Source organism: Acrocarpospora pleiomorpha (genome assembly GCF_009687885.1).
Taxonomy (GTDB): domain Bacteria; phylum Actinomycetota; class Actinomycetes; order Streptosporangiales; family Streptosporangiaceae; genus Acrocarpospora; species Acrocarpospora pleiomorpha.
The window spans coordinates 75,806-95,511 of record NZ_BLAF01000050.1; the positions used below are offsets into that span (position 1 = coordinate 75,806).

Below are 19,706 nucleotides of genomic sequence, written 5' to 3' on the forward strand. Positions count from 1 at the left end.
CCTACGCCGAACTGGACGCCCGCGCGAACGGCATCGCTCACCTCCTGCGAGACCGGGGCGCGGGCCCGGAAACCGTCGTCGGCGTACGCGTCCCGAGAGGCGAGCACCTGATGCCCGCACTGCTGGGCGTGTGGAAGGCCGGCGCGGCCTACCTCCCCCTGGACCTTGCCACCCCACCCGCCCGCCTGGCCCACCTGCTATCCAACGCCGGCGCACACATCCTCCTGGCCGCACCAGGACCTGACGGCGAGGTGCCTGACGGCGAGGTGCTGGGGGACACGGCGCCGGAAGATGTGGTGCTGGGGGGTGTTGACGTCGTTCGGGTCGATCGGCTTGGTGGCCTTCCCGTCACGGCTCCCGCGCGCGCGAGTGACCCGGACCAGCTGGCGTACGTCATCTTCACTTCGGGATCGACGGGAGGTCCCAAGGGGGTGCTGGTCAGCCAGCGGTCTCTGGCCGGATATATCGCCGTTACCGCCGGATATCCGCACGGTTCCGGTGAGGTGCCGTTGTTCTCCTCGGCGGCCTTTGACCTCGTGGTGCCCGCGCTGTTCCAGCCGCTGATGTCCGGGCGCACGCTGCGGCTGCTGCCGGAGGACCTGGACCTGGCCGACCTTGGCAAGGCCCTGGCCGCGTCCGCGCCGTACACGTTCGCCAAGATGACCCCGGCGCACCTGGAACTGCTCACCCATCAGCTCACCGCGGAGCAGGCGGCGGCGCTCACCGGCCTGCTGGTGGTGGCGGGGCAGGCCCTCCCGGCCGAGCTGGTACGCCGATGGCGGGAACTCGCCCCCGGCACCCCCCTGATCAACTCCTACGGCCCGACCGAGACCACGGTCTCCTGCTTCGCCCACCTCGTGCCACCCGGCGAGGAACTCGTGGACGGCACCGTGCCGATCGGGCTGCCGATGGCCGGGGTGACCGCGCTCATCCTGGACGCCGAGCTGCGGCCGGTGCCCGACGGCGTCATCGGGGAACTCCACGTCGGCGGCCCGGGGCTGGCACGCGGCTACCTCGGCCGCCCCGGCCTGACCGCCGAGCGGTTCATCCCCGCCGCGGGAGGGGGGCGCCTGTACCGCACCGGCGACCTCGCCCGCCGTACCGCGACCGGCGAGGTGGAGTTCCACGGCCGCGCCGACGACCAGGTCAAGATCCGCGGCCACCGGATCGAACCCGGCGAGATCGCCGCCGTGCTGCGCGCCCACCCAGGCGTGCGGGACGCGGTCGTCGTCGCGCACGGGCAACCCGGCGCACCCCGCCTGGCCGGATACGCCGTGCCCACCGCCATGACCCACGCCGCCGCCAGCGCCGCCGCCAATGCCGTCAGCACCAATGCCGTCAGCACCAATGCCGCCGCCGCTAACGCTGTCAACACCAATGCCGCTGCCAACGCCGTTACCGTCGCCGACCTGGTCGAGCACGCCCGCCGTCACCTGCCGGAGCACATGGTCCCCGCCGACGTCATCCTGGTCGGCGCGATCCCGCTCACCCGCAACGGCAAGGTGGACGTGACCGCCCTGCCCCTGCCGGGCGCGGCCGACGCCCCCGCCCACCAGGCGCCCAGAACGGAAACCGAGGAGATCGTCGCCGAGCTCTGGTCGCGCGTGTCGGGGATCGCCGACCCGGGCGTGCACGACGACTTCTTCGCCGCCGGCGGCGACTCGATCACCGCCATCCGCCTCATCGGCAGCGTCAGGGACGCCTTCGAGGTGGAGATCTCCTTCCGCAGGTTCTTCGAGGCGCCCACCGTGGCGGGCCTGGCCGGCGCGGTCGAGGACGCCGTACGCGCCGAGATCGAACAGATGAGCCACGACGAACTGCTCGCCTACCACGGAGAACCCGGGCCATGACCACACCGGACACCGAAACGCTGCGGGCCGACCTGATCCGCCGCAGGCTGGCCGGGGCGCGGCGGCGCAGGCAGGGCGTGCCGCCCGCCGACCGGTCGCGGCCGCTGCCGCTGTCGTTCGGGCAGCGGCGGCTGTGGCTGCTGCACCAGCTCGACCCCGGCAGCCCCGAATACCTCGTCCCGATGGCGATGCGGCTGCGCGGATCGCTCGATACGACCGCCGTCTGGCGGGCCTGGGACGCCGTGGCCGCCCGCCACGAGATCCTGCGCACCCGCTACCAGGTGATCGGCGGCGAGCCCGCGCAGATCGTCGACGAGCCCCGGCCGATCGAGGTCAGGGAGGCCGACCTCAGCCACCTGCCCGCCGCCGAGCGGCTGCCCGCCGCGATGGCGGTGTTCGAACGGGAGGCGCGCACGCCGGTCGCGCTGGACCGGGAGTGGCCGCTGCGGATCTGGCTCGCCAAGCTGGACGACGACGACCATGTCATGGTCGCGGTCTACCACCACATCGCCTTCGACGGCTGGTCGCTGGGCGTGATCGACTCCGAGTGGCCCGCCCTCTACCTGGGCTTCGCCCTCGGCCAGGAGGATCCGGCCGGGCAGTTGCCGCCGTTGCCCGTTCAGTACGCCGATTACGCCGCCTGGCAGCGTACCCGTATGTCGGGGGCGTTGCTGGAACGTGAGCTCGCCTACTGGCACGAGCAGCTCGACGGCGTGCCCGCGCTGGAGCTGCCGACCGACCGGCCGCGCCCTGCCGTACGGGACTGGGCGGGTGGCAAGACCGAGTTCCACGTGCCCGCCGAGGTGGCCGAGCGGCTGCGCCAGGTCGGGCGGGAACGCCAGGCCACCCTGTTCATGGTCCTGCTCACCGCTTTCCAGCTGCTGCTGTCGCGCTACTCCGGGCAGCGCGACATCGCGATCGGCACCCCCGTCGCCGGGCGGGTCCTGCCGGAAATATCCGGAATGATTGGCTTCACCGTTAACACGCTGGTGATCCGCGGCAGGTGGCGGGGCGATCCCGGTTTCCGCGAGCTGCTCGACCGCACCCGCTCGGTCGTCCTGGACGCGCTCGACCACCAGGAACTGCCCTTCGAACGGCTCGTCGAGGACCTGCGGCCGGACCGCGACCTGTCCCGCAACCCGCTGTTCCAGGTGATGTTCGGCCTGCACAACCAGGAGTCCGGCGAGGGCGACTACGGCATCCTCAAGGCCGAGACGCTGCTCACCGAAGGCTCGGTGGCCAAGTTCGACCTCAACCTGCAGCTGGAGGAGACGACCGAAGGCGGCCTGTTCGGCGTGCTCGACTACGCCGCCGCCCTGTTCGACCCGGCCACAATCGAGGCGATGGCCGCACATTTCCAGCGGCTCCTGCGCGGCATCGCCGCCGACCCCTCCCGCGCGATCTCCGCCCTGCCCCTCACCGACGACGAGCCCACCCGCCTCACCTCGGCCCCGCCCGCCGTCCTGGTCACCGACCTGGTCGAACGCCAGGCCCGTACCCGCCCCGACGCGGTGGCGCTGACCGTCGACGGCGCATCCCTCACCTACGCCGAACTGGACGCCCGCGCGAACCGCCTGGCCTGGCGGCTACGCGCCCTCGGCGTCGGCCCGGAGACCCGCGTCGCGGTCTGCCTGCCCCGGGGAATCGCCCTGGTCCCCGCCCTGCTCGCGGTCTGGAAGGCGGGCGGCGCATACGTCCCCCTCGACCCGGACCACCCGGCAGCCCGCTTGTCCCAAACCTTCGAGGACTGCGGCGCCCGCATCGTCATCACGGAACCGTCTCTGGCCGATGCCTTCCCAAACGCCCACGCAATGTTTCTCGACCAGCCCTCCGGCCCGAACGCACACGTGCTGTCTCTCGACCAGCCCTCCAGTGCGGACGTGCACGTGTTGTCTCTCGACCAGGTCTCCGGTCCGGACGCGCACGTGCGGTCCCCCGACCGGCTTTCCGGCCCGGATGCGCGTGCGCTCTTTCCCGACCAGCCCTCTGGCCTGGACGATCCGCAGGGACCGCCGGAGCGGACTACCGACCCCGACGGCCTCGCTTACGTGATCTACACCTCCGGCTCGACCGGCCGCCCCAAGGGGGTGCTGGTCACCCACGCCAACCTCGCGCGGCTGCTCGGCGTCACCGAAGGCGAGTTCGGGTTCGGCCCGGAAGACGTCTGGACGCTGTTCCACTCGGCCGCCTTCGACTTCTCTGTCTGGGAGATGTGGGGGGCACTTTCCACCGGCGGGCGACTGGTGGTCGTGCCGTTCGCCGTCTCCCGCTCGCCTGAGGACTTCCGCGCCCTGCTCGTCCGGGAGCGGGTGAGCGTGCTCAACCAGACGCCGTCGGCGTTCGCGGGCCTGGCCTCCGCTGCCCACCGCGACCCGCTCCCGGCCGGGCACCCCCTGCGCCTGGTCGTCTTCGGCGGCGAGCGCCTGGACGCCGCCACGCTGCCCTCCTGGCCCGGCGTCGAGTTCGTCAACATGTACGGAATCACCGAGACCACCGTCCACGTCACCCTGCACCGGGTCGGCGGGGAGACGCCCGGCGTCAGCGTCATCGGCCGCCCGCTGGCCGACCTGAGCGCCCGCGTCGTCGACTGCTACGGCGACCCCGCGCCGCCCGCCGTCGCCGGGGAGCTCCACGTCGGCGGGGCCGGCGTCGCCCGCGGCTACCTGGGCAGACCCGCCCTCACCGCCGAACGCTTCGTCCCCGACCCGTACGGCCCGCCGGGCTCACGCCGTTACCGCAGCGGCGACCGCGCCCGCCGCCGCGCCGACGGCGCCCTGGAATTCCTCGGCCGCCTCGACGACCAGATCGCGCTGCGCGGCTACCGCGTCGAACCGGCCGAGGTCGAAACCATCCTTACCGCCCATCCCGCCGTACACGAAGCGGCCGTCGCCGCCCGAAGGGGCAGGCTCGTCGCCTACCTCACCCACCTCCCCGAGGGCGGCGAAACCGAACTGCGGCGGCACTGCGCCGCCGCCCTGCCCGCCCACCTGGTCCCAGCCCTGTACGTGCAGGTCGAACGCCTGCCGCTGACCCCCAACGGCAAGATCGACAGGCAGGCCCTGCCTGACCCCGGCACCACGCCCGGCACGCCCGGCCCGCGCACCCCGCCGGGCACACACGGCGAGGCCCGCATGCTCGCCGAGTGGACGCGGGTCCTGGCCCGCTCCCCGATCGGCGTCGACGACGACTTCTTCGAACTCGGCGGCGACTCGCTGCGCGCCGTCGCGCTCGTCGGGGACCTGCGCGCCGCCGGGTTCGACGTCGCCGTACGCGACCTGTTCGAGCTACGGACCATCGCCCGCCTGGCCCGTCTGGCCGCCGACCGCCCCGCCGCCGGCGAACACGTCAGGGCGGAGCCGTTCGCCTTGCTCGGCCCGGAGGACGCCGCCCTCGTCCCGGCCGGCGCGGTCGACGCCTACCCGCTCTCCCAGATCCAGGCGGGCATGGTCTACCAGTACCTCGCCCACCCGGGCGCGGGCTACTACCACGACGTCTTCAGCTTCGGCATCCGCGACGACCGCCCCTTCGACGCCGAGGCTCTACGCGCGGCCGCCACACTCGTCACCGCCCGCCACGAGAACCTACGCACCTCCATCGAACTGGGCGCGTTCTCGGTCCCCGTCCAGATCGTCCACGCCAAGGCAGAGATCTCCTTCGGCGTACGCGACCTGCGCCACCTCCCCCCAGACCAACGCGCAGCCGAAGCCGTCCACTGGGCGGAACACGAGCGGGAACGCCCAGTAGACCTGAGCCACGCCCCACTGCTCCGCCTGTTCGCACACGTCGAGGAGAACCTCCGATGGCGGCTCTGCATGAGCCTCCACCACGTGATCATCGAGGGCTGGAGCCAACACCTCCTCCTGATGGAACTCCTAGACACCTACCACTCAATCCGCGACACCAAGCCGGAGCCCGCACTATCCCAACTCTCGCTGTCGGAGCCTGCGCTGTCGGAGCCTGCGCTGTCGGAGCCTGCGCTGTCGGAGTCGGCGCTGTCTGGGTCCGCACTGTCTGGGTCCGCGCTGTCCGAGCCTGCGCTGTCCGAGCCTGCGCTGTCCGAATTCGCGTCGTCCGGGTCCGTGTTGTCCGGGGCCGCGTCGTCCGAGCCTGTGCTGTCCGAGCCTGTGCTGTCCGGGTCCGCGTCGTCCGGTTCCATGTCGTCCGGGTCCGCGCTGTCTGAACCTGTGCTTTCCGAACTTGGGTTGTCTGGGTTCACGGCGTCTGAGTCTGTGTCGTCCGAGCCCGGGCTGCCCACTGTCCGGTACGCCGATTTTGTCGCGGCCGAGATCGCTTCCCTCGCCGACCCTGCGGATCAGGGGTTCTGGGCCAAGACGTTGGACGCCCACGCCCGTTGGGGCGTACCGGAGGAGTGGGCGGATCAGGATGCGGGTGACGAGCTCGATTTGCTAGGCGTTGATCTGCTGGACGCCTACGAAGGGCTGTTGCGGCTGGCGGCCGTTGCGGGGGTGCCGCTCAAGAGCGTGTTGCTGGCCGCTCATCTGAAGGTGCTGGGTTGCTTCACCGGAGACGCGGCCTTCCACAGCGGGCTGGTCTGCGACGCGCGGCCCGAGGTCGTGGGGGCCGACCGGCTGCACGGCATGTTCCTCAACATCGTTCCGTTCCCGTTCCAGCTGGACGCGCCCACCTGGCGCGATCTGGTCCGGGACGTGTTCGACCGGGAGGTGCGTCTGTGGGGGCACCGGCGCTTCCCGCTACCGGAGATGCAGCACCGGTGGGGAGCGGGCGGGCCGCTGCTCGCGGCGTTCTTCAACTACCTCGACTTCCACATGGTCGACGGGGAGCTCGTGGATCTACTGGACAGCACCGGCGAGACCCCGAACGAGTTCCCCCTCCAGGTGACTGTCCGCAGCGGCACCCTCACCCTCACCGCCCGCCGTCGCGTCATCGGCCAATCGGCTCTGACCCGTCTGGCGGACACCTACCGGCGCGTCATCACCGCGATGGCCACCGACCCAGAGGGCGACGCCCTGTCCGCCTACCTCCCCGCCCCGAACGCCCCCACATCCGCCGAAGCCCCTCTAGAGGCTTCCCTTGGGGCTTCCCCCTTCCCGGTTCCGCTCCTGATCGCGGCCCACGCCAAGACCACCCCGGCAGCGCTCGCGGTCACACAGGGCGGCACTTCGAGCGGCACTTCAGGCGGAACCGAGGCGAGCACGACCGAGGGCGTTCCCCTGTCATATGGCGAGTTGCACGATCGCGCGTCCCGTTTGGCGGGTCGGTTGCGTGAGCTGGGCGCAGGTCCCGAACGTGTCGTCGGTGTCTGCCTCGAACGCGGTCCCGAACTGCTGGTCGCGTTCCTAGCGATCTGGTACGCGGGCGCGGCCTACCTCCCGCTCGAACCGTCCTGGCCCCGTCACCGCCGTATGGCGCTTCTGGCGGACGCGGACGCCCGCATCCTCCTCAGCGAGGGCGAGGGCGAGGGCGAGGGCGAGGGCGAGGGCGAGGGCGAGGGCGAGGGCCAGGGCGAGGGCCAGGGCCAGGGCGAGGTCCAAGGCCAGGACCAGGGCCAGGGCAATGTCGAGAGCGAAGACGACGGCGAGAGCGACGGTGAAGGCGGGGGCGAGCGCGACGATCGCGGTGACCAGGGCGGGTACGCCTTGGTCGTGGTCAGCCCTCGGGACGGGCAGTCGGCGGAGGCGATCGAGCCAGTGGCCGTCGATCCCGACTCCCTTGCTTACGTGATCTACACCTCGGGTTCCACCGGGCGGCCGAAGGGAGTCGAGATCACCCATCGGAGCCTGTCGTCCTATCTGCGCGCCGCAGACGCCCGGGGGAGCGCGCCGCTGTTCTCCTCGGCCGCCTACGACATGGCGGTCACCTCCCTGTTCGCGCCGCTGGCTCTCGGCCACCAGGTACGGCTGCTCCCACCCGACCTCGACCTGGCACAGCTGGGCGACCTCCTCCTCCAGGGCGGCCCATACGATTTCGTCAAGCTCACCCCCTCCCACCTGGAAGCCCTCACCCAGACCCTCCCGCCGGCGGCTGCCGAAGGCCTCGCCCGCGCCTGGCTGGTCGGCGGCGAGGCCCTCACGCCCAGGCTGGCCGAACGCTGGCTGACCGTCGCCCCCGGCTCCAAGATCATCAACGAATACGGCCCGACCGAGGCCACCGTGGCCTGCACCGCGTTCACGACCTCGGCACCCATCCCTGGACCGAGGGTGCCGATCGGCAAAGCCCTGCCGGGCGCCTCCGCGCGAGTCCTGGACCGCTGGTTCGAGCCGCGCCCCGAAGGAACCCCGGGAGAACTGATGATCGGCGGCGTCGGCGTGGCCCGAGGTTACCGGGGCAGGCCCGCCCTGACGGCCGAACGATTCGTCCCCGACCCTTACGGACCGCCGGGATCACGCATGTACCGATCCGGCGACATCGCCCGCGTCCTACTCTCCGGCGACCTCGACCTGCTCGGCCGCCTCGACGACCAGGTCAAGATCCGCGGCTACCGAGTCGAGCCCGGCGAGGTCGCGGCGGCACTGGCGGACGACCCGCAGGTAGCCGAAGCCGTGGTGGTGGCAACAGGCGACCGGCTCATCGGTTACGTCGTCCCCGCCGTACCAGCTGGAGGGTTTGACGAGGCGGCGTGTTTGGCGCGGTTGCGGGAGCGGCTGCCCGGGCATCTGGTGCCGTGGCGGGTGGTGCAGGTTGAGGCGGTGCCGCTTACTGCCAATGGCAAGCTTGACCGTAAGGCCCTGCCTGATCCGGGTGGGCCGTCGCCGCGTGATTCCGAGCCGCCGGCCACTCCCGTCGAGCTCGAACTCGCCCAGATCTGGGCTGAGATTCTCGGAGTGGCCGCGATCGGCAGGGACGATGACTTCTTCGACCTGGGCGGCCATTCTCTGCTGATGCTGCGAGCGGTCGCCCTGGCCGGTCGGCGCGGGCTCGCCCTGCGCACGCACGACATCCTCGAACTGCGGACCATCCGCGCCCTGGCGGCCAGGCTGGAGTCCCCGCACCCCGAACCCTCGCTGATCTGGTTGCGCGAGCGGGAGACGGACCTTCCGCCACTATACGCCGTGCACCCGGCGGGCGGCGGTTCGCACTGGTACCGCCCGGTGGCCGAGCGGCTGTCCCGCCCGGTCGCCGCCTTCGCCGTACCAGGCCCGGAGGAAGCGGCCGACCTGCGGCGGCTGGCCGGACGCTACGTCCGCCTGCTCGGCCCGTCCCCGCACCTGCTGGCCTGGTCCTCCGGCAGCGTGATCGCCTGGGAGATGGCCGCCCAGCTGATAGCCGCCGGTCACCCGCCGCCCGAGCTCACCCTCCTGGACCCGATGGCCGACATCCCCGGCAGCGCCGTCGGCGCCGACACCTTCGACCAGCTGGAAAGCCTGCTGCGCGACCCCGGCAGAACCCGCCTGGGCCGCCGCGTCGCCGACCTGCGCGCCAGGCGGATGCTGGCCGACCTCGGCATCCTCGCCGCCCGCGAGGATCTCGGCGCGCTCTCCGCGCAGATCGAGCTCTGGCGCACCCTCGACGAGGCCACCGCCGCCTACCGCTTCCCCGCCCTGCCGCTGCGGGTCCGGCTGGTGGCCAGCGACGACTGCGCGGGGGGGAATCACACCGTGACCGGGCGCAGGCCGTACCAGGACTATCTCGGCCGGTGGCGCGAGCTCGCCGGCGGCGGGCTGAGCGTGCACCGGCTCGGCTGCGCCCACCGGGGCGTGTTCGACCCGCCCTACGTCGACACCCTCGTCCAGCTGCTCCGATCAAGTGAGGTGACCCCCCATGCGGCCAGAACCTGACCGCGCCCGCCACCTGATCTCCCTCACCGACCTGTCCGGCGAGGACCTCACCGAGCTGGTCGAGCGGGGCTGCGCCGTCAGCGCGGGCGCCGCCACCTCCTCCGGCCTGCGGGGACGCGTCGTCGGCGTCTACTTCACCCGCACCTCCACCCGTACCAGGACCGCCTTCTCCGCCGCCGCCCTGCGCCTGGGCGCCGGCCTGATCTCGTACGGCCCCGGCGACCTCCAGGTCAACACCGGCGAGACGCTGCACGACACCGGCCGCGTGCTGGCCAGGATGCTGGACGTCCTGGTCATCAGGACCGCGGGCCCGCCCGAGGAGATGGCGGCGCTGGCCGCCCAGAACCGGATGCCCGTGATCAACGCCATGAGTGCCGACGAGCACCCCACCCAGGCCCTGGCCGACCTCACCACCCTGCGCCTGCGCTTCGGCGCGATCACCGGCCTGCGCGTCCTCTACGTGGGGGAGGGCAACAACACCGCCGCCGCCCTGGCCCTCGCCCTGGCCCGCTTCCCGGGCGCGGAACTGCACCTGCGCACCCCACCCGGGTACGGCCTCGCCGAACGGGTCACCCGCCAGGCCAAGGAGTACGGCGGCCTGGTCACCGAACGCCACGACATGGACGCCCTCCCCGGCGAGGTGGACGTCGTCTACACCACCCGCTGGCAGACCACCGGCACCACCAAGCCCGACCCGCACTGGCGGGACACCTTCGCGCCCTTCCACGTCGGCCAGCAGCTGATGGACCGCTACCCGGACGCGTTCTTCATGCACGACCTGCCCGCCCACCGGGGCGAGGAGGTCGCCGCCGAGGTCCTGGACGGGCCGCGCAGCATCGCCTTCGACCAGGCGGAGAACAAGATGCACAGCGCGACCGCCGTGCTGGAGTGGGCGGTGGGCGCGTGAGCCCCCGCATCTCCGCCGACCGGCTGCTCGCCGACCTGGCGGCGCTGGCGGCCTTCGGCGGGCGGCTCGACGGCGGCGTGGACCGGGTCGCCGGGTCGGCCGCCGACCTGGCCGCCCGCGACTGGCTGGCCGGCCGCATCGAAGACGCCGGCTGCCTGGCCTGGCGGGACGGCATCGGCAACGTCTTCGGCCGCCATCCCGCCGGGACCGGCCCCTGGCTGCTGACCGGCTCGCACACCGACAGCGTCCCCGGCGGCGGGCGCCTGGACGGCGCGTACGGGGTGATCGCCGCCCTGGAGGTCCTGCGCACCCTGCGGGAAGCCGGCCACCCGGCCGCGCTGACCCTGGAGATCGTCAGCTTCTGGGACGAGGAGGGCGCCTCGCCCTCCTCCGACGGCGGGCTCGTCGGCTCGACCGCCTTCTGCGCGGGTGACCATATATCCGACATCGCCGCGTTCGTGGAGCTCCACATCGAGCAGGGCCCCCGGATGGAGGCCGCCGGTCTTGAGCTGGGCGTCGTGGAGGGCATCGTCGGCATCGACCGGCACACCGTCACCCTGACCGGGGAGACCAACCACGCGGGCACCACCCCCATGCACGGCCGCGCCGACGCCGCCCGCGCGGCCGCCCGGGTGCTGGTCCAGGTCAGGGACATCGCCGCCGCGGCCGACCCCGGCATGGTCGCCAACGTCGGCTGCGTCGAGGTCCTCCCCGGCGCGCCGAACGTGATCCCCGGGCAGGCCCGCCTGGTGGTGGAGTTCCGCGCCGCCACCCCGGCCGCGCTGGAGACCGCCGCCGCCGGGCTGCGAGCCCACGCCGCACTGGTCGCAGAAGAGGAGAACTGCGTGGCGCTGGTCGAGCCGCTGTCCAGCAAACCGAGGTCCCGCTTCGACCCCGCCCTCTGCGACCTCCTGGAGAAAGTATGCAAACGCCTTGGCGCGCCCTTCGAACGGATGGTGAGCTTCGCCGGTCACGACGCCGGAGTGCTCAGCCGCCACGCGCCGACCGCCATGGTGTTCGTGCCCAGTCTCGCCGGAGTCAGCCACGCCCCCGCCGAGCACACCCCGGACTGGCAGCTCACGCAGGGCTGCCAGGCCCTTCTGGAGACCGTGGTCTCCCTGGCCCACAGAGAAGGTGAGTCGCAGTGACGACGACAGCAGTGCGGGTGCGCGGCCTGCGCAAGCAGTACGACGGGGTGACCGCCGTCGACGGGATCGACCTGGACGTCAGACCCGGCGAGGTGTTCGGCCTGCTCGGCCCCAACGGGGCCGGCAAGTCCACCGCGGTCGAGATCCTCGGCGGGCAGCGTACCCGCGACGCCGGCGAGGTGGACGTGCTCGGGGTGGACCCCGGCCGCGCCACCGCCGCCTGGAAGGACCGGATCGGCATCGTCTGGCAGAACACCGCCGACACCCCCGAGGTGTCGGTCGCCGAACTCGTCCACCACTTCACCCTGTACTACGAGCGCCCTCGCGACCCCGACCAGGTGCTCGAACAGGTCGGGCTCACCGACCAGGCCCGCAAGCGGGTGCACGCCCTGTCCGGCGGCCAGCGCCGCAGGCTCGACGTGGCCCTGGGCATCATCGGCGACCCCGACCTGCTGTTCCTGGACGAGCCCACCACCGGCCTCGACCCCGAGGCCCGCCGCCGCTTCGCCGACCTCATCCTCGGCCTGGCCGCCGACGGGACCACCATCATGCTCACCAGCCACTACCTGGACGAGGTCGAGGTGCTCGCCGACCGGCTGGCCGTGATCTCCCAGGGCCGCATCGTCGCCGAAGGGCGTCCCCGCGACCTGGGCGGCCGCGCCTCGGCGGTCAGCACCGTGCACTGGATGAGCGCCGACGGCCCGCGCTCGCTCGACACCGACACCCCCTCCCAGGTCGTGGTGGACCTGGTGGCCGAGTTCGGCGGCGAGGTCCCGGAACTGCGGGTCGACCGGCCCACCCTCGAAGACGTCTACCTGCGACTGATAGGAGCGACCGATGAGTGAGGTCACCGTTTCCCAGCTGGACCGGCCCGCCCCCCTTCCAGCCCTGCGCAACGACCCGCGCCGGGTGTTGCGGGTGGGCCTGGCCCGCGCGGTCATGGAGACGAAGATGTTCTTCCGGGAGAAGGACCAGGTCGCGTTCGTCTTCTCGATCGCCGTGGTCATGCTGATCATCCTGGCGTCGATCTTCACCACCCAGTACCGGGGCACCGACATCACCGTCTCCCAGGTGTACGTGGCGGGGCTGATCGGCACCGGCATCACGGCGGTGAGCTTCCAGAACCTCGGCATCTCGATCGCGGTGGAACGCGACCAGGGCGGCCTGCGGAGGCTGGCCGGGACGCCCATGCCGCCCAGCGCGTACTTCATCGGCAAGGTCGGCAGCGTCCTGGTCGTCGCCGTCATCCAGGTCGCGATCCTGCTCGTCCTCGGCGTGGTCCTGTACGACCTGCAGCTGCCCGCCGCGATCGGCCCCTGGCTGACCTTCACCTGGGTGTTCCTGCTGGGACTGGCCGCCATGACCATGCTCGGCATCGCGGCAAGCAGCGTGCCCCGCTCGGCCCGCAGCGCCACCGCCGTGATCACACTCCCGTTCGTGGTCCTGCAGTTCATCTCGGGCTCCTTCCTCCCGCACACCGACCTGCCCGACTGGCTGCTGAACCTCTCGGCGATCTTCCCGCTGAAGTGGATCTGCCAGGGCATGCGCTCGGTCTTCCTGGGGCAGGAGGCCGCGTTCATGGAGATCACCGGCGGGTACGAGCTGGGCAAGGCCTTCCTGGTCCTGACCGCCTGGATCGTGGGCGGCCTGGTGCTCTGCCTGCTGACGTTCCGCTGGAAGGACCAGCACGCCGGGTGACCCCAGGGGGCAGGGCCAGGCGCGTCCTGACCCTGCCCACCCCTAGGGAGAGTCGAGGTGGCGGGCGACGTCCCGCAGGCCCGCGAGCTCGGCGCGGCACCGCGCGCAGCCGTCCAGATGCCGCCCGAGCTCGGCATGCTCCTCCTCGCCAAGGGAGTAGAGCAGATGGCCGCCGAGCAGGGAGGCGGGCGGCACCGGGCATCCCACCGGGACCATTCGGGCCACAACCGCTGCGCCACCCCCTGTCGAGCCGCCCGCCCAGGTGCATGGACCGCCAGACGCCCCGGTATCCCGGCGGGATCCCCGACGCGACCAGCACATGCCCGGCGATGAGCGGCGTCGCCAGGTACGTCGCCCACTTGCGCACCCGGTGGAGCATGGCGAAGACAGGCCCGCCATGCAGCAGCATCAGCCACGCACCCGAGAAGATCAGCGTGCCGAGGGTCCCGGCGTAGGCATCCTCCGAAATCCTTCCGGCTACACCGCGCTCTCCAGGCCGGCCAGGCTCCAGCTGATAGCACGGTCCCCACCTGGGATTACTCATTCATCTCTCGACACTTGAACGATGGTTGAGTACTCTACCGAGAGTCAAATATATGGCCAGGAGGAAACATGCCGGAACATGACGACTTGTCAGCGGAGGCCGCCCGTCGTGAAGTGGACCGCGCGCAGGGCGCGGTGCGGAAGTCCGGCCGCCGGGGCGCGTGGTTCTTCCTGGGGATGTGGCTCGGGAGCACCGCCTACTGGCTGGCCACGCTGCTCGGCTCAGAAGCGGTCAAGGACTACGCCATCTGGGTACCTGGCGCCCTCGTCGTGGCCGGTGCCCTCTACCTGGCCCGCCAGCAGGTCTACGGTCGGTTACAGTCCCGGCTCTCGTTCTCCGTCACCTATGCGTTTGTAGGGACGACCGTGATCGGGGCGGTCTACAACATGTTCCTGCACCCGCAGGACCCGGGCCCGCTGTGGGCGGTGGCCGATGTACTGGTCGCGCTGATCGCAGGCGCCCCGTTGCTGTACGGCGCGGTGCGCATATTCCGTTCCGCGGAGGACCGGTGAGCCATCCACGGCACGCGCTCGACGAGATCATCCACGCTCCTGTGCGGCTGTCCATCATGGCCATGCTCGCGGCGGCGGAAACGGTTGATTTCGGCTTTTTGAGGGACACGATCGAGGTCAGCGACTCACTGCTGTCCAAGCACATCACCACGCTGGAGAAGGCGGGCTACGTGCGGGCAACGAAAGGCTTCGTCGGCAAACGCCCCCGAACCTGGCTGGCATTGACCGACGAAGGGCGCGACGCCTTCCAGAACTACACATCCATACTTCAGCAGATCACGGAGGGTACCCGTCGCGCTTGAGACACAGAAACGACTGGGACTGTTCGGCGCGGCAACACGGTAGCCGGGAGATCCTCAGGGCATCGCGGCCACGATGCCCTGAGGATGGACCGTCAGTCGGCCGCGCGGACCCGCGACACGGCCGACGTGGTGTAGCCGGAACCGGCGCCGACCGCGGACAGGGTCACCTTCCCGAGGGGGGTCCCGGCGGGGATCGCCGCGGTGAAGGTGGCCGTGCCGCCGCTGTCGGCGAGGGCCCGGCCGAGGGGCGTGGAGTCCAGGCGGAACTCGACGCTCTCGCCGGACCGGTAGCCGCCGGCGCGGAGCGTGTTGGTCGCCCCGGCGAAGACGGAGCCCGCGACGTTCAGGTGGCCGGGCTTCTGGGACGCGGCGTACTCGGCGCAGGCGTCACCGGGGACGCCCACCTCGGGGGCGGGGGTTCCGCCGGTGACCCCGTCGTCCTCGCGTACGGTGAGCCTGTTGAAACCCTTGTCGCCCATGACCGCGCCGGCCGTATTGGTCACCGAGACCTTGAACGACGTGGACGGGGTGCCGGTGGGCAGCTGGTCGCCGAGGGTTCCCACCTGGATCGGGACGCAGACCTGCCCGGGAGCGAAGGTCACCTGGCGCATCGTGATTCCGGCCCGGCCGGTGGCGGAGCCGAAAACGCTGACGTAGGCGGTGACCGGGTGGCCGGTCGGCTGGGACAGCACCGCCGCCAGGGTGGCGGTGCCGGTGCCGGAGCCTTCGTCGACGTTGGCGGGAGCCATGTTCACGGTCACCTGCTGCTCGGGGGAGCGCGCGCCGACGGCCCGGTTCTCGGCCGACAGGTCGGAGATGTAGACCCCGCCGGAGGCGGCGTCCTCCGTGGCCGTGAAACGCACCTCGCGTACGTCGGTCAGGTCGAGTCCGGTGAGCGACGAGGTGGGGATCGTCACCTGCTGGAGGATCACCTTGCGCAGCCAGGGCGAGGTGACACCCGGCAGGCGGGTGACGGCGGCCGGGTTGAGCGCGGAGACCGGCGAGGACCAGGTGTGCCCGGCGCCGTCGGCGACGCTGACGGTGAGGTCGGTCCCGGTGGGCACGAACTCGTCGGCGGCCATCTTCACCGACAGCTGCTCGTAACGCTTGATGTCGCGGGCTCCCGGCGGGACGGCGACGCGCACCTGACCGCTCGGCGACGTCCACTTCAGGTGCAGCATCGGCGACGACGGGATGTTGAACGCCCACAGCGCGGGCGACCAGTGCGGGACGGCCGCCGAGTTGAGCGTGGTGGTGCAGTGCGGCGACTCCTGCGGGAGCTGCACCCCGCCGGTCCCGCCCATGTTGACGCACACCTCGGCGGTGGCGTCGCCCGACACCTGGACGGCCGGGTCGGGCCGCTCGAAGGTGTTGATGTCCACCCGCGACTTCGCCGGCTGGGTGGCGGTCACCGAGATGTTCGCGAAGGACGTCGAGGGCGCGGTCACGGCCGAGCCGTCGAACAGCGGCTGGAACTGCTTCTCGCCGCCGAGCGTGAGCCGGAAGAAGCCCGCCATGTAGGTGGCCCCGACCTGGACCTGCTGGGCGGGGGTGAGCCGGGTCGTGGTCGCGGCGTTCGGGTCGCACACCGGGTCGCCGGCGCCGCTGCCTCCGGTGGACCAGTCGTCGCCCGTGCTGGCCGGCCAGCCGCCCGGGGTCCAGATGGTGTTGAAGAAGTTGTGGTTGGCGCCCATCGTCAGGACCGCCGAGCGGAGCACGTTGTCCTTGAAGCTGTGCCGCGAGTCGTCGACGATGTGCTGGCCCATGAGGTTCTCCACGTCGCCGTCGCAGTACGGCAGGATCGTGGCGGTGACCGTGTTCGGCAGGGAGATCCGGTCGTAGTCGACGGGCGCGAGCGGGAGCACCGCGTTGATGCCGAACTGCTGCCAGAGCGGGAGCGCGTCGTTGAGGGTGGAGGCGGCGACCACTCCCTCACCGCCACGGGAGTGGCCCATGATCCCGACGTTGTCCAGGTCGAATTTCCGTACCAGGCCGGCCGGGGTGATGTCGCCGGTCAGCGCCTGGGCGAGGGTGACGTCGCGGTTGTAGAACGCGTCGTGGTAGACGACCGGGTCGCCGTCGTCGGCCTGTTCCAGCATGCGCAGGGTGTCCAGGATCAGCTGGCCCCGGGCCTGGGCGCCGTAGTCGGCGGCGAGCTGGTTGTCGTTGGAGTTGACGGCGTTGGCCGAGATGGAGACCACGGCGTACCCGTTGCTCGCCAGGGCGCGGGCCGGGGCGTCGTAGCCGAGATAGCTGGGGATCGTCGCGCGCTGCGAAGGGCTGTCCGGCGAGGGGCGGCAGGGCCAGCGCGCCGGGTTGGTCGCTCCCGTGCCGTAGCAGGACCCGTGCCGGCCGTGTAAGAAGATCACTGTCGGCTTCCTGCCGCGACCGTCCGGCAGGTAGATCTTGCCGGTCAGCTCGCCGCGGATACCGCCGATGTTGAGCAGCGGGAGCACCTGGTCGCCGAAGTCGTAGACGGCCTCGGAGACCTGGTGGGAACCCGGCGTCGAGGGGTCGGCCGGCAGGACGCCCGGCGTGGTGGTGGGCTGGGCCGCCGACGGGCCCGGGGCCATCCTGGCCCTTGGCGTCGGCTCGGCCGCCCCCAGGATGTCAGTGGTCACCGAGGTGGCCGTCGCCACCGAGGGGTCTGCGGTGACCAGCGAGAGGGACTTCCCGTCGGCGGATTCCGTCGCCGGGCCGAGCATCGTGCCGTCGACCGAGAGGGTTGGGGCGCTGGCGATGACCGGAAGTTCCTCGGCGAGTTCGAGGGTGACCAGGAAACCGCCCGCCACCCGGGTGACCGACCACTGTGGGCCAGAGGCCACGATGTCGGCGGGCGTGGGATCCGCCGAGGCGGTTCCGGTGATCAGGGTGGGGGGTAAACACGCGAGTGCCAGTACCGCGGCGACAGCTCCCGCGCGGCGAAGGAGATTGCTCAAGTGAGGGCCTTACTCGTACGAACCGGTGGAGCCCCGCCGTCACCGCGAATCAACGCCGAACGCCGGGCGGTTCGCACCGTATGCCCGGTTTGTTAACATCGACGGGCGATCTTGTTACCTGCCTGTTCCACACCGCGCCAAGCCTTCAACAGGGCGAGCGTGATCACCGGCATGGTTCAACAGGCCCCGATTGAGCCTTTTCGCGTAAGCGCTGAGTGAAGAGCTGCAATGTGGCGGCCGTGTTCCAGGCGGAGCAGGACGTGCGCGGCCTGGACGATCGCGCCGATCCGGCGCGGGTCGAGACTGACCCGCCGCAATGCCTTGAAGGCGGTCCTGAGCAGGGAGTTCGCGCGTTCGGCGACTGTACGCCGCGGATGAGCTGGTTGTACGCCCGCTGCTCGACGGTGAGTTCGCCGCCCTCGGGTTTCTTGATCGGGGCGCGGATGGCGGGGCTGAGGTTCTCATGGCCCAGGTCGGTCACGTAAGCGGGTTCGCGCCGGCCGAGGCTTCCTCCAGAGCGGGCAGCAGGCTGGCGGCGGCCTTGGCGCACTTTGATGGCGAGCCTGTGAGCTGCGAGTTGGGCCGCCAGGAACTCGACGATGTCCCGGTTGATCTCAAGGCTGGCGGTGTATGTGACACTGAGTGGTCGCGTGAAGCCTCGGGTTCAGAGGTTGATCTCTAGTCAAGACCGCTTCTACCAGAGGCTTCGGGTCTTTCCTGCCGGGGCCGTACCCTGCCGGTTGCCGGGATGATCGCTCAGCGCTGATGATCGATTATGTGGAAGGGCTCAAGGCGATCTAGTGCCGCGATCTCCCGCAGATCGGCGCGCGGGCATTCGCACTGTCAACGCCGCAGGACCCGGCGAAGTCGGAGCCGACCAAACGGAGAGTCGGCACGGGGAGTTGGCACGCGGAGTCGGCACGGAGAGCCGACCAAGCAGGGAGCCGTCGTGGACGGTTCTCGGCCCGGGGCGGGTGGCATGCTCGTGCCGGTTCGGTTCAGCGTCGGAATCGTCCGGCGAAGCGGCCTCTTTTGCCGAGGTGGAGCAGGGTCCAGGTGCCGTCGTGGTTGCGGCGGAGGCGGTAGCGGTCGGGGTGAGCTGCTTTGTCGCGGTTGTGCCATGCGCAGGCGGGGGCGAGCTGGTCCAGGTCGGTGCTGCCGCCCTCAGCCCAGCCGGTGACGTGGTCGATTTCGCACATGTCGGCGGGGATGGTGCAGTCGTCGCGGTAGCAGGTGGTGTAGCGGGCCAGGATGGCCTGCCGCTGTGCGGGGGTGGCCAGGCGTACCGCGCGGCCCACGTCCAGAACCCGGCCTTTGGCGTCGACGACCATGCGGACCAGTCGTGAGGTGCGGGCGAGCCGGTGGATGTCGGAGATGGGCAGCAGCTGCCCGGTGGCGATCAGCAGCCCGGGCGCCAGCCGATCTGGCGCATGCCCACACGTCCTGCACGCCTCCCGCACCAGCCTCGAACCCGAGCCCTCGCTCCCCGCACCCGAGCCCTCGCTCCCCGCACCCGCTCCGGCTGAACCCGTGTCCATGCTGCCGGTACCTGGCCCGGTTGAACCCGTGCCCGTGCTCCCCGCACCCGCCCCGGCCGATCCCGTGCTCGTGCTGGCGGCGCCTGACTCGGCCGATCCCGTGCCTCCAATGTGGCGGGGGCCGCCCGCGCGGCGGGTCGAGCCGTCACCGGCCTGAGGCGTCCCGGGCCGGGTATCGCTGGAGCCGGCGGTGTCAGCGTTGGCGGGATCAGGGTCGACGGTGTCGGCCGCGGCTGTGTCGGTGTCGGCGCGTCCGGATGTGCTCGGCGATGGCGGCGCCCCCGCGGCGGGCGTGGCGGACGTGCCGGACGCTGCGGTGGAGGCCGCAGGGGTGGAGTCGGCGTCAGGTGTGGGATGGCCGGTGGTGGGGGCGACATCACGTGTGGAGCGATCGCTGGTGAAGTCGACATCATGTGCGGGGTGGTCGGTGGGGAGGGATTCGGCGCGGACCAGGACCAGCAATTCGGTGGTGACCTTCTTGCTGAGCAGTGCCGACAGCGCGTCGGCCTGG

Annotated in this window: 12 protein-coding genes and 1 pseudogene (1 of these 13 cut by a window edge); 9 read left to right on the forward strand and 4 right to left on the reverse strand. The window is 71.3% G+C overall.

The window, feature by feature from the left end; translation table 11 throughout:
• The 6 genes in view from Aple_RS35675 to Aple_RS35700 are tightly spaced (each overlapping or abutting the next) and all read left to right on the forward strand, a layout consistent with a single transcriptional unit that may run on beyond the window.
• Positions 1 to 1,850 carry the 3' portion of a non-ribosomal peptide synthetase gene (locus Aple_RS35675; RefSeq protein WP_155349159.1) on the forward strand. It extends 1,510 nt beyond the left edge of the window, so 1,850 of the gene's 3,360 nt are visible here — the last part of the coding sequence; its start codon lies off the left edge, out of view; it ends in the stop codon at positions 1,848 to 1,850.
• On the forward strand, positions 1,847 to 9,607 hold the full coding sequence (locus tag Aple_RS35680) for a non-ribosomal peptide synthetase (RefSeq protein ID WP_155349160.1): 7,761 nt from the start codon (positions 1,847 to 1,849) through the stop codon (positions 9,605 to 9,607). Before Aple_RS35675 ends, Aple_RS35680 begins: the two co-directional genes overlap by 4 nt.
• Positions 9,591 to 10,514, forward strand: a complete 924-nt coding sequence (locus Aple_RS35685) for an ornithine carbamoyltransferase (RefSeq protein ID WP_155349161.1) — start codon at positions 9,591 to 9,593, stop codon at positions 10,512 to 10,514. The genes Aple_RS35680 and Aple_RS35685 overlap by 17 nt, the downstream gene beginning before the upstream one ends.
• A complete protein-coding gene (locus Aple_RS35690) occupies positions 10,511 to 11,662 on the forward strand; it encodes a Zn-dependent hydrolase (protein ID WP_218038666.1) in 1,152 nt (383 codons plus the stop codon). Before Aple_RS35685 ends, Aple_RS35690 begins: the two co-directional genes overlap by 4 nt.
• Positions 11,659 to 12,507, forward strand: coding sequence for an ABC transporter ATP-binding protein (locus Aple_RS35695; protein ID WP_218038667.1), 849 nt, complete (start codon positions 11,659 to 11,661; stop codon positions 12,505 to 12,507). Before Aple_RS35690 ends, Aple_RS35695 begins: the two co-directional genes overlap by 4 nt.
• Complete coding sequence (locus Aple_RS35700; RefSeq protein ID WP_155349163.1) at positions 12,500 to 13,360, forward strand: ABC transporter permease; 861 nt, start codon at positions 12,500 to 12,502, stop codon at positions 13,358 to 13,360. The genes Aple_RS35695 and Aple_RS35700 overlap by 8 nt, the downstream gene beginning before the upstream one ends.
• Before the next feature lie 42 nt (positions 13,361 to 13,402).
• Here the strand turns inward: Aple_RS35700 and Aple_RS35705 are convergent, their stop codons facing one another.
• The gene (locus tag Aple_RS35705; protein WP_155349164.1) at positions 13,403 to 13,555 is read right to left on the reverse strand and encodes a zf-HC2 domain-containing protein; all 153 of its coding nucleotides are present in this window, start codon (positions 13,553 to 13,555) and stop codon (positions 13,403 to 13,405) included.
• 71 nt (positions 13,556 to 13,626) lie between these two features.
• On the opposite strand from Aple_RS35705, the gene Aple_RS53745 reads away from it, so the two are divergent.
• From Aple_RS53745 to Aple_RS35720, 3 genes are all read left to right on the forward strand, one after another.
• Positions 13,627 to 13,815 (forward strand): hypothetical protein, encoded by a 189-nt coding sequence (locus tag Aple_RS53745; protein WP_155349165.1) that lies wholly within the window; start codon positions 13,627 to 13,629, stop codon positions 13,813 to 13,815.
• A 157-nt stretch (positions 13,816 to 13,972) separates the two neighbouring features.
• On the forward strand, positions 13,973 to 14,416 hold the full coding sequence (locus Aple_RS35715; RefSeq protein ID WP_155349166.1) for a hypothetical protein: 444 nt from the start codon (positions 13,973 to 13,975) through the stop codon (positions 14,414 to 14,416).
• The gene (locus Aple_RS35720; RefSeq protein ID WP_155349167.1) at positions 14,413 to 14,718 is read left to right on the forward strand and encodes a winged helix-turn-helix domain-containing protein; all 306 of its coding nucleotides are present in this window, start codon (positions 14,413 to 14,415) and stop codon (positions 14,716 to 14,718) included. Before Aple_RS35715 ends, Aple_RS35720 begins: the two co-directional genes overlap by 4 nt.
• Before the next feature lie 92 nt (positions 14,719 to 14,810).
• On the opposite strand, the gene Aple_RS35725 is transcribed toward Aple_RS35720, so the two are convergent.
• The 3 genes and pseudogenes from Aple_RS35725 to Aple_RS35730 form a co-directional block, all read right to left on the reverse strand.
• Positions 14,811 to 17,657: an alpha/beta hydrolase gene (locus Aple_RS35725; protein WP_155349168.1), complete on the reverse strand. Its 2,847-nt coding sequence runs from the start codon at positions 17,655 to 17,657 to the stop codon at positions 14,811 to 14,813.
• 176 nt (positions 17,658 to 17,833) lie between these two features.
• Positions 17,834 to 18,138 (reverse strand): annotated as a pseudogene (locus tag Aple_RS56435) (transposase family protein); the annotation flags it as partial.
• Positions 18,139 to 18,655: 517 nt separating this feature from the next.
• A partial coding sequence (locus Aple_RS35730) for an HNH endonuclease signature motif containing protein (protein ID WP_155349169.1) occupies positions 18,656 to 19,706 on the reverse strand: 1,051 nt, incomplete at its 5' end.

Excerpts from the sequence above, each read along its gene's own strand:
- Aple_RS35700 (WP_155349163.1), top strand. The coding sequence starts at position 12,500 with ATGAGTGAGGTCACCGTTTCCCAGCTGGACCGGCCCGCCCCCCTTCCA.
- Aple_RS53745 (WP_155349165.1), top strand. The coding sequence starts at position 13,627 with ATGGACCGCCAGACGCCCCGGTATCCCGGCGGGATCCCCGACGCGACC.
- Aple_RS35685 (WP_155349161.1), top strand. The coding sequence starts at position 9,591 with ATGCGGCCAGAACCTGACCGCGCCCGCCACCTGATCTCCCTCACCGAC.
- Aple_RS35715 (WP_155349166.1), top strand. The coding sequence starts at position 13,973 with ATGCCGGAACATGACGACTTGTCAGCGGAGGCCGCCCGTCGTGAAGTG.
- Aple_RS35680 (WP_155349160.1), top strand. The coding sequence starts at position 1,847 with ATGACCACACCGGACACCGAAACGCTGCGGGCCGACCTGATCCGCCGC.